The sequence below is a fragment of the Collinsella stercoris DSM 13279 genome (genome assembly GCF_020735465.1).
Classification (GTDB): Bacteria; Actinomycetota; Coriobacteriia; order Coriobacteriales; family Coriobacteriaceae; genus Collinsella; species Collinsella stercoris.
Map to the genome: position 1 here is coordinate 1,955,109 of NZ_CP085935.1, position 13,853 is coordinate 1,968,961.

9 protein-coding genes and 2 tRNA genes are annotated in these 13,853 nt (G+C 62.9%); 1 reads left to right on the top strand and 10 read right to left on the bottom strand.

The genetic code is table 11. From position 1 onward, the window contains the following. Positions 1-26 precede the first annotated feature (26 nt). The 8 genes from dnaB to LK434_RS08260 form a co-directional block, all read right to left on the bottom strand. Positions 27-1,421, bottom strand: a complete 1,395-nt coding sequence (gene dnaB, locus LK434_RS08225) for a replicative DNA helicase (protein ID WP_006721904.1) — start codon at positions 1,419-1,421, stop codon at positions 27-29. Positions 1,422-2,223: 802 nt separating this feature from the next. Further along, complete coding sequence (gene rplI / locus LK434_RS08230) at positions 2,224-2,751, bottom strand: 50S ribosomal protein L9 (protein WP_006721902.1); 528 nt, start codon at positions 2,749-2,751, stop codon at positions 2,224-2,226. Between the two features lie 11 nt (positions 2,752-2,762). Then, on the bottom strand, positions 2,763-3,029 hold the full coding sequence (gene rpsR, locus LK434_RS08235; RefSeq protein WP_006721901.1) for a 30S ribosomal protein S18: 267 nt from the start codon (positions 3,027-3,029) through the stop codon (positions 2,763-2,765). A 63-nt stretch (positions 3,030-3,092) separates the two neighbouring features. Next, positions 3,093-3,572 (bottom strand): single-stranded DNA-binding protein, encoded by a 480-nt coding sequence (locus tag LK434_RS08240; RefSeq protein ID WP_006721900.1) that lies wholly within the window; start codon positions 3,570-3,572, stop codon positions 3,093-3,095. Positions 3,573-3,626: 54 nt separating this feature from the next. After that, the gene (gene rpsF / locus LK434_RS08245; RefSeq protein WP_006721899.1) at positions 3,627-3,920 is read right to left on the bottom strand and encodes a 30S ribosomal protein S6; all 294 of its coding nucleotides are present in this window, start codon (positions 3,918-3,920) and stop codon (positions 3,627-3,629) included. Between the two features lie 376 nt (positions 3,921-4,296). Then, positions 4,297-5,793: a DUF4013 domain-containing protein gene (locus LK434_RS08250; protein WP_227917717.1), complete on the bottom strand. Its 1,497-nt coding sequence runs from the start codon at positions 5,791-5,793 to the stop codon at positions 4,297-4,299. A gap of 536 nt (positions 5,794-6,329) precedes the next feature. Next, positions 6,330-6,422, bottom strand: a tRNA-Ser gene (locus LK434_RS08255). Positions 6,423-6,474: 52 nt separating this feature from the next. Further along, a tRNA-Ser gene (locus LK434_RS08260) sits at positions 6,475-6,565 on the bottom strand. 151 nt (positions 6,566-6,716) lie between these two features. On the opposite strand from LK434_RS08260, the gene LK434_RS08265 reads away from it, so the two are divergent. After that, positions 6,717-7,541, top strand: a complete 825-nt coding sequence (locus LK434_RS08265; RefSeq protein WP_227917718.1) for a trimeric intracellular cation channel family protein — start codon at positions 6,717-6,719, stop codon at positions 7,539-7,541. A 69-nt stretch (positions 7,542-7,610) separates the two neighbouring features. Here the strand turns inward: LK434_RS08265 and LK434_RS08270 are convergent, their stop codons facing one another. Then, a complete protein-coding gene (locus LK434_RS08270) occupies positions 7,611-8,504 on the bottom strand; it encodes an aldose 1-epimerase family protein (RefSeq protein ID WP_006721894.1) in 894 nt (297 codons plus the stop codon). Positions 8,505-8,653: 149 nt separating this feature from the next. Further along, positions 8,654-13,717, bottom strand: a complete 5,064-nt coding sequence (locus tag LK434_RS08275; protein ID WP_187371227.1) for a sugar-binding domain-containing protein — start codon at positions 13,715-13,717, stop codon at positions 8,654-8,656. Positions 13,718-13,853 lie beyond the last annotated feature (136 nt).

Sequence of the window (13,853 nt, forward strand, 5' to 3'; positions counted from 1 at the left end):
AAGCATCGCCTTAATGAAGGCGCGTTCTATTCAACCGCGTGTTCGTCGATCTCGTAGAACTTGGTCGACGCGGGCAGGAACATCAGGTCGACGTCGCCGATGGGGCCGGAACGGTTCTTGGCCACGATCACGCGCGTGATGCCAAAGTCCGGACGATCCTCGCGCTCGGCCTCGGCCTCGGTGCTCGAACGATCCAGCAGCATGACGATGTCGGCGTCCTGCTCGATGGAGCCCGATTCGCGCAAGTCGCTCATCTGCGGGCGCTTGCCCGTACGGCCCTCGAGCGAACGGTTGAGCTGCGACAGCATGATGACGGGGACGCCCAACTCTTTAGCCATGATCTTGAGGCCACGGCTCATCTCGGACACCTCGACGGCACGGTTGCCGTTGTAGTTCTTGCCTGCCGGCGGATTCACCAGCTGCAGGTAGTCCAGGATGATGACGGCGCGCTCCTTGTTGTGGAGCATGCGTCGCGCCTTGGCGCGAATCTCGGTCACCGTGGTGCCGGGGGTGTCGTCGATAAGGATGTCGAGGCGGCCGAGCTCGGCGATCGCCTCGTTGATGTTCGCCCACTCCTCGGGCGAGATGCGGCCAGTGCGGAAGTTGGACATGTTCACCATGGCCTGCGCGCAGATAAAGCGCTGCGCGATTTCCTTGCCGGACATCTCCAGGGAGAAAAAGCCCACGGTGTAACCATCCGCCGCCGCGTTGAGCGCCAAGTTCAACGCGAACGAGGTCTTACCCACGGCCGGACGGGCGCCCAAAACCACGAGCTGGCCCTCGCGCAGGCCCATGAGCATGCGGTCGAGGCTGGGGTAACCCGTGGGCGCGCCGTGGACGTCGCCACCGGCGCGGGCCACCTCCTCGGCCTCTTGATACGCCTCGGTCATAAAGTCCGAAAGGCCCTTATACGAGCTCTTGACCTCGCGCTCCGTAACGGAGAGCAACATGGACTCCGCACGCTCGATGACCTCCTTGGTGTCGAGCGGAGAGTCGTAGGCAAGGGCGCTGATCTGGTTGGTGGCGCCGATGATCTCGCGCAGCATGGCGTCGCGCCGCACGATCTCGGCATGATGCTGCCAATGGGCGAGCGCCAGCGTGTTGCCCATGAGCTCCAGGATGTACGCCTCGCCGCCCACGGCCTCGAGCTTGTCGATGGAGCGCAGGTAATCGATGAGCGAGATCGAGTCGATGGGCATGCTGCTCTCGTACATGCCGGACATCGCGGTAAAGATCGTCTTGTGCGAGGGGCGATAGAAGTCGTCGGGCAGCAGCTCGACGAGCGCCTCCTCGACCACCTCGCCCGACAGCATCATCGCGGCGAGGACGTTACCCTCGGCCTCGGTGTTGTTGGGCAGGCCCTTGATCGCGCCAAGGTCAGTCGAACCCGTTTGCGACCAGCTGTTGCTGACGATTTCCACGCGGCCTCCTCATGCCATTCGCAACCTGATTACATCGGTAGGGATGTTCAATGGTAGGGTATCCGGTGCATTTCGCAACCAATCGGCGGCAATTGGGGCCCTTGCCGCCCGCATGCGATATTCCACACACGCATGGGGATAACTAGATACGCCCCATCTGCACAAAGAGCGATTATCAACGTTTTCCACAATGTGAACAGAGCATGTGGAATAGTTTTCCACATATACGAAAGGAGCGAAGTGCGCGCGCTGAAGCGGGTGCGCGTACTTTTTCACAGTGGAGTTCGTGCTTGGTTTTTAGATATTTTCGCAGGTAGATACTGGTGTCTGTAGATATTCACCTCGACTACCCGGCAAGGATGCTATTTTGAACTGCACCTGCATCCTGTGTTTTGACCCGCGCTAGCTGCGAACTCTTCCGAGCCTCAATCCGTGACCTGTGGATTTCTTCTTTCAGAGTCAAAGAGCTCCGTCGTGCCAAAAAATGATCAAACAGGCTCGGGCTCCAGGATCAAACAAGCTCGGACCACCAGGACGCCTCGCTTAAGCGTGCGGCGAAGACTGGCGTTGACATCGATGACCGCCATGCGCGGTGCCAGAGCACCTCACCCAAGCGCGAGTCGAAGACCAGGGCCAGTCGCACCGGCGTGAAAACGCGGCTTGGAGACCGGCGCGTTCAAACCGGCCGAGTGCCACGCGGCTTTGGGGCCGGCGCGTTCAAACCCGCCGTGCACAGAAAAGGCCCCGCGCACAGAGCGCGGAGCCTTAATCACATACACGAAGATGCGCGTCGCAGCACGTGCTACTCGGCGGCAGCCTCGGTCTCGACCTCAGCGGTCTCCTCAGCGGCGGCCTCGGTCTCCTCGACCTCAGCCTCGGCCTCCTCCTCAACGCCCACGAGGACGATGATGGAGGTGCGGATCTCGCGGTAGATGGAGATGGAGACCTCGTGAGCACCGGCAACCTTGATGGGCTTGCCGAGCTCGATGCGCTTGCGGTCGACGTCCACGTCGAGCTGAGCCTTGACCGCGTCGGCGATCATGGCAGCGGTGACGGAACCAAAGAGGACGCCCTCCTCGCCGACCTTGGCGTCGACGGCGACCTTCTGGCCATCGAGCTTGGCCTTGAGGGCCTCGGCATCGGCCAGACGAACGGCCTCGCGCTTCTCGATGTTGTGACGACGCTCCTCGAGCTGCTTGAGGTTACCCTTGGTGGCAGCAACGGCGAGCTTCTGCGGAATCAGGTAGTTCTCGGCGTAACCCTGAGCGACGTCGATGACGTCACCCTCGCCGCCCTTGCCCTTGATCTCACCAAGCAGAACAACTTTCATGGGTACCCTCCCTACTTCTTCTCGCGAGGACCGCGGGTGGACACCACGGGCACGGCGTACGGCAGGAGAGCCATCTCGCGGGCGCGCTTGATGGCGTTCGCGATGTCGTGCTGATGCTGCGTGCAGGCGCCAGTAACGCGGCGCGGCTTGATCTTGCCGCGGTCGGTCATGTACTTGCGAAGGAGCTGAGTATCCTTGTAGTCGATGTACTCAGTGCCCTCCTTGCAGAACTGGCAGTACTTGCGACGCGGCTGACGGGCAGAATAATCATTAGCCATGTCTCAATACCTTTCGTGACGGCGGTACAGGCAAAACGCCGTACCGCCAACTACATATCATCCCTAGAACGGGATGTCCTCATCGTAGACGTCGACCGCAGGGGGAACCGGAGCCGCCATGGGCGCCGGGGCCTGCTGCGGAGCGGGCGCGGGGGCGTAGCCGCCCTGCTGGCCATAGGACGGAGCCGGCGCGTATCCGCCGCCCTCGCCCTGCTGGCCGCGGGACATGAACTCGATCTCATCGACGATGACCTCGAGCTTGCTGCGGCGCTGGCCGTCGCGCTCCCAGGAGCTGTAACGGAGCTTGCCCTCGATCGCGACCTTCGACCCCTTCGAGAGATAGCGCTTCACGGCCTCCGCACGGGTGCCGAACATCGTGCAGTCCACGAAGTTCGGGTAGTCCTCCCAATCGCCCGTCTGGGGATTGCGGCGACGGTCGTTGACCGCCACGCCAAAGCTCAGGACCTGCGTGCCGCTCGAAGTGGCGCGCAGCTCGGGGTCGCGGGTGAGGTTACCGGAAATGTTGACTCGATTGATGCTCATACGTGTTCACTACCTCTCACGCGGCGAATGTGGCGCCGCATCCATACAAATGACCTACTCCTGGTCGTCGCGACGGACGATCATGTGGCGGATCACGGCGTCGGTAATACGAAGCACGCGATCGAGCTCCGCGATGGAAGCCGGGTCTGCATGGAAGTTGATGAGGGTGTAGTCACCTTCGGTGAGCTTGTCGATGGCGTAAGCGAGCTTGCGCTTGCCCCACTCGTCGACGTTGTCGACCTTACCATTGCCCTCGGCGATCGTGGTGTCGATGCGCTTCATCACGGCGAGACGAGTCTCGGGATCGAGGTTGGGGTCAACGAAGAACAGCAGTTCATAAGCCTTCATGTGGTCACCTCCTCTGGACAAACGGCTTCGGGTCGTGAAGGTGCGCCCGAAGCAGGAAAAGACGTGCTAACTATAGCCGAGTCTGCACATCTTGCAAGGTGAACGACCGCATACCCCATGACCTCCACACATCCTTTGACGCCGCCGTCAAAAGCCTGTGATTCGCCACGCAATGAGCATGCCATGCCGTTCAGACAAAAAAACGGCGACGCGTCGCGTCTCTTCACCTCTGCAGGCGGGCACATCTCTTACCGCCGATGTCTCGCCGCAGGTCAGGCATTCGGAGTTCTGCGCAGCAAGACGCCCCGCGCGCGATTGCTCCGCAGAACAACCACACACGGGGCGTCGGCGTCTTCACCGTTTTGCCACGGGGACATCAAGCCTGAATCGGACCATTTTCTTGCGGCTCATCATCATGCGAGGTAATGGGGCCTAAGGGAATCGGCTTCTTCGAAGCATCGGGCTCGACAGGCGCCTCGCCTGAGGAATCCACCGCCCCGTCGGAGCCGCTCTCGTCCTTGGCGGGACCGCAATCGCCCTCGGCCTCACGCCCCAGAGCCTCCCTTTGCGTCCCAGATAGGCCCTGCTCCTCGGCAATGCTGCGGGCCGCCGCCTCAGCCGCCTCGCGAGCGGCCTCCTCATCAACCGCAGGCGCCGCGTACTCCTCCGAATCCAGCGAGACGACGCGCTCGAGGGAAGCGGCAGACGGGGCCACCGGCGCCTCGGCGGGGCATTCCGCACCCGCAGCCTGAGTGGACTCGACAGGAGCGGCGGGCTCGACGGGCGCAGTGCGCTGGGCGGGGGCAGTGGATTGGGCAGCGGCAGCGGAATCGACAGGCGCAACGGGCTGAACCGGCGCCGCACACGAGCCACAGTCTGCAGAATCAGTCGTCGTGGCGCCTTGGGATCCGGACTGGGACCAGCTGGCGGACTGGGCAAAGTCGTTGCCGTTGGAATCGGGCTGGGCCGTCGACGCATCGGACGCAGTGGGGTTCACCGGAGCGCCCATGCCGGAGTCGGACGCGCCGCCACGATGCGGCACATCGCTGGGGAGCGGGTCGGCGGAAACGCCCCAACGATGCACGTCAAAGCGGCAGAACCACTGCCCCATGGCGTTCATCGACACCAGGCTCATGGCCGTCGAAATGGCGCTTCCCACAAACGCAAGCGCGATGACGACCACGATGAACAGCAGCAGCGGGCCGGCGCCGATGCGCAAGAGCTGCTCGAGGAGAAAATGCCAGCCGTTCATATACGACCCCGACAGGCCCACGAACGCCGTCGCGCTCATGACGCCGCCCATCACGACCAGCATGAGAACCAACGAGACGACGAACGCATACACTCCCGAGATAGCCCCACCGATCAACGTCACGAGCAGCACCTTCAAAAAGCCGCCAAAATCGCGACCGATCATCTGAAACAGCCGATCGAGGCGCCATCCGGCGGAAAAGCTGTCGTACAGGGTGGCGCGAAGGGTCGCGGCCTGCAGGAAGGTGCCCATTGCGATGCTCACCACCATGGTCAAGATCGACATCGCGGCGCCCGAAGCCATAGCGGTCGCAACGCTCACGGCATTGCCCGCGGTAAGACCGGTAAAGAGCATGTACAAGGAGCCCGGGAAGACCACCTGCAGCACCAGCGCGATGACGAACCCCAGGGAGAGGGACACCAAAAACGCGCGCCCGCCCGTGGAAAACACCTTGCCGTAGTCCACCCCACGCTGCTTGGGGGCGGCGTCGACCCCCCACGCGGTCAGACGGGCCCATTCAAGACCGTAACCCATCAGGACGATCTGCCCCAAGATCGGAATCCATCCAACCAAGGTGAGCACCAGAACCGGCTTGACCCACCCCTTATCGCGAGTGAGCATATGCCACGATGACATAAACCCGAGATTTTGCGCGTACATCATTCCTCATCTCTTTCGAAGAGCCTGTTTTCATGATGCAGTGTAGCCCGACACATGCCCGGCACGCGCGCGAACGCCCGGGATTAAGTGCGGCTTAAGGCGCACGTGCGCGGAACCGCCCGTTACATGTGTGGAAACCACCGGCCATATGTGCGTAAACCGCCGGTTGAAACAACATGGTTCGTTTCAACCGGCCGCTTACGCACAGAAATACCCCTGATAATGTGCTTTACCAATGGTTTGAAACGATCAGCGTGTTTTCAAACGGTGGTTTACGCACATAGTGGCACAGGGCGCATAACGGCACGTGGCGCATGGCGGCACACGGCACGCAGCAACACATGGCACACGGCGGCACGTGGCCCGCCCGGCCCCGGCGTTGCGGGCTGCGCCTGCAAACGTCGTCGCACTTCCCCAGCTCCGCCCCCTCGCGGGTTCGAATCCTCACGCGGCATACAAAAAAACGAGCCGCTGGGGCTCGCTGCGTCAAACAATAATGGCGGAGGAGGAGGGATTCGAACCCTCGTACCCGGGGTTACCGGATAAACGGTTTTCGAGACCGCCGCATTCAACCACTCTGCCACTCCTCCGTAGAAGTGAAAACGGCGCGTACCCATGGGGAAGACGCGCCGCTGAAAGTTCTGGCGGAGAGTCAGGGATTTGAACCCTGGAGACGCTTTTGGCGCCTACACGATTTCCAATCGTGCTCCTTCGGCCACTCGGACAACTCTCCGTGAATGCAGGGGCTATTGTACCGTAAATACCGAACGGCGCAAGCGTCATTATGAGAAAGATTGCAAAACCCGCCGCGCGCCGTCGAGCCGGACGCATCGAACCTCCGCTAAAATTGATGGGCGCAGACGCGCCTCGCGAAGGGAGATGCCGTGGTTCCAGCTGTTTTGGCGGCGACGCAAAGCGCCGCATCGATCTCATCCGCAGCGGGCCAAACCGTCGCCATCCCCATCGCCTTCGAGATGCTCGCCGTCATCGTCGCATCTGCGGGCGGCGTGCTGTCCGCCCGTGAGAGCAAGCTCGACCTTATCGGCGCCATCGGCCTGGCGGTCATCGTGTCGCTGGGCGGCGGCCTGATCCGTGACGTCATCCTGCAGGTGGGCGACGTCTACATCCTTCGACAGCCGCTGGCGCTGCCCGTCTCCATTGCCACCGCCGCCGCCGTGTTCATGTTTCCCATGGTGGTCGAAAAGCCCGACCGCCTGGTCGCCGCCCTGGATATCTTCTCGGTGGGCTTGTTCGCCGTCATGGGCGCGGACAAGACGATGGTCTACGGTTATCCGCCCGTCACCTGCGTCATGATGGGCTTTTTCACCGCAGTGGGCGGTGGCATGCTGCGCGACATCTGCCTCGCGCGCGTGCCCTACATCTTCCAGCGCAGCAACCTCTACGCCATCGCGGCCATCGCGGGCGCCATCGCCTACATGACGCTCATCGAGAGCCTGGGCATGTGGAACATCGCCGCCGCGACGATCAGCGTCGCGCTCACCATGCTCATACGCTGGTGGTCCATCCGCTACAACATCATGAGCCCCACCGAGTTCGACCCGCACAAGCTTCCCGAGCCCGTCAAGAAGGTCGCCCGGCCCGTGGTTCGCCCCATCCAGCGCGCCGGCCATCACGTGAGCGCCAAAACGAGCCAAGCCGCCGCCCGCGCACGCGACCGCAAACGGCACCGCCGCCAGCAAAATCGCTAGGGCGCGGACCTCGTGCGAGGCGCCCGGCTGTTTTCAAGCCCCTCGCACGAGGTCCTTACACGCCCTTGCCTACAGCACCGTCATGCTGAACGTGTAGGAAGCGCTCTGGCCGGGGGCGAGCGTCGTGATATCGCGCTTATGCTCGAACACATCGTCCTCGCTCGTGAGCGTGGCGTGCCCGGTCCAAGGCTCGAGGGCGACGAACGGGGACTCGCCCTGCGCGGACCAGATGCCGATATAGCGGAAGTCGGGGAAGTCGACACGCACGCCGCGGCCGCTCTTGGTGCCGCGGAGCGTCAGCGTGTTGCCCGGGACATCCGTGAGCATGACCGCATCGTGGGCAAAAAGCTCACGTGAGATGGGCAGGGTGTCGGCGTTCTCGACGGGCGTCGTCGTCATGTCGTAGGTGAGCAGGCCGCCCTCGGCGATGGTGGGTGCCTCGCACGTCCAGGGCTCTGTGAACTCGATGGCGTAATCCTCGAACACCTCGTCATCGGAGCCCGGGGCGGGAACGTTGAAAGCGGGGTGGCCGCCCACGGAGAACGGCATCGGGGCATCGCCGGCGTTGGTCACTGCGAACGTCTGGGTGAGCGTTGCCTCGCCGGTAACGGCGTAGGTCATGTTGAGCTTGAAGTTGTACGGGTACGCCTCGAGGGTCTCGGGCGTGCTGGCGAACTCGAAAGTCACGGACGAGCCGTCCTCGGCGACCTCCGCCACACGATGCTCGTTGATGCGGGCGAGGCCGTGACGGGGCATGCGGCACACGCCCTGGGCGCTTTGGGCCTCATCGTTGCGCAGGGAGCCCACAATGGGGAACAGCACGGGAGCGTGCTTGCCCCAAAACGCCGGGTCGGCCTGCCAGAGATACTCGCGGCCATCGAGAGAAAGACTCGTGAGCTCGGCGCCCATGGAGCTGATCTTGGCGGAGACCCCGCCCTTGGAGATAGTGGTGAGGGTGGCCATTGAAAGGCTCCTTTCGGTTGAAACATCAACGGTACTGATTGTATCGCCGTTCCGCCCATCTCGGCTGGACGCGCAATTGGCCGACCGCTCCAACATGAAAAGGGGACGGGTTGCCCCGTCCCCCATATAGCCCAGCTCAGAAAGCTCGGTTACTCATCGCGCTTGCGCCGAGCGCGACCAAGGGCGATGCTCGCCATCGAAATGGCAGCAAGAGACCCGGCGACCAGCGCAGTCGGATCGCCCGTTTGCGGCAGCCCGCTCGTAGAACCCGACCCGCTTGCGCCCGCGTCACCATTGCTGACCGGCGGCTTGGGATCGTTCGGCTCCTCGGGGTCCACCGGAGGTTCCGGATCGACCGGGGGCTCGGGGTCCACCGGAGGTTCCGGATCGACCGGGGGCTCGGGGTCCACCGGAGGTTCCGGATCGACCGGGGGCTCAGGGTCGACCGGGGGCTCGACCTCAATCGTGAACTCACGAGTGACCGTGCCGGAGTACGCACCGATGCCCTCGATGGTCACGGTGGCGGTTCCGGGAGCGGTGTTGTTCTCAAACGTCATCAGGTAGTCGACGCCGTACACGAGGTCCTTGCCGTCGCAGGTGAGCTTCTCGTCAAGGGCGAGGGCGTCCACCGGATGCTCCTCACTCGCGCTCTCGACCACCACGCGCTCGGGAACCTCGACGCTCACCTGAGCGGCATCGGAGATGTCGATCTTCTGGGCAGGCTGGCGCAGGCGAATCTCGGCGGCGGACATGTAGACCTTGCCGTTGTCGGCATAGGTCTCGGTGCCCTCAAAGCGGAAGTACTTCGCCGTGACGGGAGCATCGAACTGCGCGACCTTCCAGCCCTTGTCGCGCTCCCACGAACCGCTGGCGGCGTCCTTCCAATCCGAGCCGTTCTCGCTGTACTGGATGCGGTAACCCGTCACCGTGCCGTTGTCGCTCGCGTCCTGGCGGGGCAGGTAGCGCAGGGCCTCGATGGTCGCAGGCTCCGGCAGCTCCATTTGGACCCACATGTCCTTCTGGGCGCCGCCATCCCAATGGGAGTGGTACTTGGTGTTGACGTCCTTATCAAAGGCGAGCCCGATCGGGCCCTCGCCGCTCGTCGCGGGCTTGTGCTCGCTGCCGGCGGTGTTCTTGGTCATCTTCTCGACCGGGTAATCGCGCGACGCGTCGTCGTTCGCCAGGGCGTCGCCGCTGTCGACATCGGCGGCAAGGTTGATGGTGAACACAGAGCTCTTCGCGTGGTCCTCGGACTCGAGGAGGATCTTGATCTTGTTGTCGTGCGCAGGCAGAACGGTCATCGCGGCGTTGTCCTTAGGCTCGGCAACGACCTCCGCGGTAAGCGCGCGCGTGGAGAACTCGCCGGATGCGAGAACGGCGGCGCTCAGCTCCTGGCCGTTCACCGCGAGCTTCGCGAGCTCAGCGGTGCCGTTCACCGGGTAGGAGGTGGTTGCCTCGATGAGCTCGACCTCGGTGACCATGGTGCAGGGCTTGGAAGCGCGCGCCTTGTGCTCGGACGCGTTCGTCACGTTCATGCGAACGAACGTCGCAGTCGTAGGCGTGAACTCGTAGCTGTACTTCTTAACGTTCGTGGAGGACTCGGCGGCGTCGATGGTCTCCTTGACGTCGAGCGTTCGCCAGCTGCCCTCGGCGCCCGTCTCGGACACCTCGAACGTCGTGGTGTCCGCATCGGGGTACGTTCCCGAGGCGTTGTCGCGGCCAAAGAACACGTTGATCTTGCCAAAGACGCGCTGCGTGTCATAGCGGAACGTGATCGATGCCTTGTTATTGCCGTTCTGCGAGTACTGCCAGTTGGACCAGCAGGTCTCGTTGCGGCCGCCACTGCTGTTGGAGCCGATCTCGGTCTTGCCGTCCTTGATGGCGTCGAGCGTGTCGGAGGTCTGGCTCTCGGGAACGCTCTGGGAGAGCTTCGCGTCCTTGGTCACGCTTGAGCCGAGCTTGACCTCGCCCTCCTGCACGCGAACCGTGGCCTGGACCGCAAGGTCCTTGCCGAACACGTTTGCCGTGCCCTCGACCGTTACGTTACCGGGCTGGGCATAGGCATCATCACCGGGGGTCTTCCACGTCACGGGGAAGCTCGCGTTGAGGATCGTGCCGTCATCCAGAACCGCGGGACGGCCCTGCGGCAGCACGGCAGGAGATGCCACCTGTGTCGTGGTCGAATAATTCAAGAGCGCGGCGACCTCGGTGAGCACCGTCACGTTGGCGGACACCGGAAGCCCGCAAACCGTGCCGCTCACGCTGAAGGAGCCGGGCTTGGAGAGCTGGTCGTTGGAAACAGCCTGCCACTCGACCGGCTGCTCGCTGGAGCTGCCGTCGGTGTAGCGGACCTCGATCTGAGTGGGCAGCTCGAGCGCCGACCCGGCCTTGACGTAGTAGTTCTTGGAGTAGAAGAAGCTGTCGATCTGCTTGCCCGCATCCGGGTTGCCGGGAGCGGCGGCAACGGGGATCGTGACGCTCGTCGGCTCCAGGCCGTCCGCGCTCACGGTGACCTTCACCTCGCCCGCGCTCTTGCCCGCGCGGACGATGCCCACCAGCTGGCCCGCCTGAGCGGCGCGGCTGGAATCGCGATAGGAATGATGGTCGGCCTGAACGCCGTTGTCGATGCCGGCCAGGGCACCCGCGCCCTCGACCTTGAAGCTCACCTTGTTGGTAGCGTCGGGGACAATGACGCCGTTCTCATCGGTAACATCCACCGTGATGTAGGCGAGGTCGGTGCCGTTGCCGGTCATCTTGGTGCGGCTCGCGGTGGCACGAAGCTTTTTGGCGGGGCCTGCGGTGGTCACGCTCTTGCGGCCGTCCCAGCTCTCCGTGGAAAGCTCCTTGCCCTGGTCGTCATAGGCCTTTGCGGTAATGGTGCCGTCGGCGTAGGGAACTTCCCATGTGAGGTACAAATCGGAGTGCGTAGGTGTCTTGGTGCCGTCCTCGCCCTTGTACACGCGGTAGCTGTAGCCGCCATCCGTGGTCACCTTGGTCAGGGCCTTCTTGCCCAGGGACTGCGGATTGCCGCCCTTCGCGGGCGTGAAGAAGAGCTCGACCTGCGGGGCGTCGGTGTAGACAACGACCTCGACGTTCTTCTTGTCGCCAGTCTTGACCACCACGTCCTCGTTCCATGCGGGAAGCATGTGCAAGGTGTTCACGTTGTCGTTCCACTGGGACTGGTACAGGTAGTAGGAGTCCTTGGGCAGGCCGGCGGTGTCGATGATGCCGAAGTACGAGCTCTTGGGCGAAGGCCAAGCGCCCTGCGCGCCGGCGTTCGTGCCGTTGGCGGGCGTGGGCTCACCTAGGTAGTCAAAGCCCGTCCACACGAACTCGCCCGCCATGAAGTCGTTCGTGATGATGTCGAACCACGCCTCGGACGCGTAGGCGCCCCAGCCGACCTTGGACTTGTCGTACGAGGTCAGCAGCTTATTGACAAGGGAGTTGTTCGCCTTGGTGCTGTACACGCCGCGGCTGTTGGTGGCGGAAGCGGTCTCGGAGCCGATGAGGCACCAGTTGGGTTTAGCCTTATGGACAGACTGGTAGTTAGCGCTCGTTGCGTAGTTCAAGCCAACCACGCCGCCGGCATCGCCGATAACGTCGGAGTTCAGCACCGTATTGCCGGCGTCGCCCTTCATCTTGTTGTCGCCGGTGGTCACCGGACGCGTCGGGTCGGCAGCCTTGGCCCACTTGACCATGTTCTGCAAAATAGCGCGCGCGTCAGACTGGTTGTAGCCGGCAGCGCTCTCGCTCATCTCGTTGCCGAGCGACCACATGATCACGGCCGGGGAGTTCACATCGCGCGCGATGGACTGCTCGAGGTCGAACTGCGCCCACGTCTTGTTCGCATCGGCGCCCACGAGCTCGGATTCACCCATCTTCTGGTTGAAGAAGCGGGCGTAATCGTTGCCGTTGCCGTTCTTGGGCCATGCCAAGCCATCGAAGAACTCGACGTCGAGCAGCATACCCTGCTCGTTGCATACTTCGATGAGCTCCTTGGCGGGAACGTTATGCGAGGTGCGGATGGCGTTGCAGCCCATGTCCTTGAGGATCTTGACCTGGCGCTCGATCGCATCGCGCGTGGAGACCGATCCCAGCGCGCCCTGGTCGTGGTGCATGCAAACACCCTTGATCTTCATCTTCTCGCCGTTCAGCGAAAAACCGCTGGCGGGATCGAAGTCGAAGAAACGGTAGCCGAAGTCGACGTAGTACGCATCGACGACCTTGCCGTCCTTCTTGATCTGAGTGCGCACCGTGTAAAGATTCGGGTCGTCAAGGCCCCACAGCTCGGGGGCCGCAGTGGTGTTGGCGGAGGACTCGACCGTGACGGACGCACCCGCCTTGACGGTCTTCTCAGCCGTTGCCTCGGCGATCTTCTGCTCAGGCTCACCGCCGCGCGGGAACACCGTACTTACCACGGTGAACGTGGCATCGCCCTTGCCGTCGTTCTCAACCGTCGTCTTGAAATTCGTCTTGACGTTCGTCTTGTTCGAAGCGGAGAGCTCCGGAGTGCTCACCACGACGCCGTCCTTGGCAACGTGCAGCGGGTCGGTCACGACCAGGTTCACATCGCGCCCGATGCCGGAGCCGGAATACCAGCGGCTCGAAGGCGTCTGATGGTTGACCTTGACGACGATGGTGTTCTCCTCGCCCACCTTTATATAGTCGGTGAGGTCGAAGGAGAACTGCGTGTAGCCGTTGGGGTGGGTGCCGAGCTTATGCCCGTTGACCCATACCGTGGAATCCATGTACACGCCGTCGAAGTCGATGCGGATGCGCTTGCCCGCAAGCTCCTTGCCCACGGTGAAGCTCTTGCGGTACCAACCGATACCGCCCAGCTTGTAACCGCTCTCGGCCTCGCCCTTTTGCGTGTACTCCTGATCGATGCTGTAGTCGTGGGGCAAATTCACATGCTCCCAAGTGGAGTCGTCGAACTCGGGCGCCTCCGCCCCCTTCGCATCGCCCAGGTTGAACTTCCAGTTCTCGTTAAAGCTCTGGATGCGCGCGGCAGGGTCGTTGAGCGTGTTGACGTACACGACCTCCTCCGCGGAGCTCATCTGCGTCGACGAGCTCGACCGGACTTCGGGCGCGCCCTCGGCAAAGCAGTACGTTGCAGGAGTTGCGAGCAGCATGGCGCCCAATGCGCCCGCAACGGCGCCTCGCGCGACCCGTCCGCATGCTCCATGCAGCGAGATTGGGGCTTTCAACCTCATAGCCATCTCCGTTCTCGATTGTTTTGACACAATCTGGCCAAAGTAATGGTCGAATGGTACTGCCGTACTTCGTTTAGCAGTACATCTGTTTCGGTAAAGGGTAGGTACGGCGCCGCGCGCGGTCGATATGGGCAGG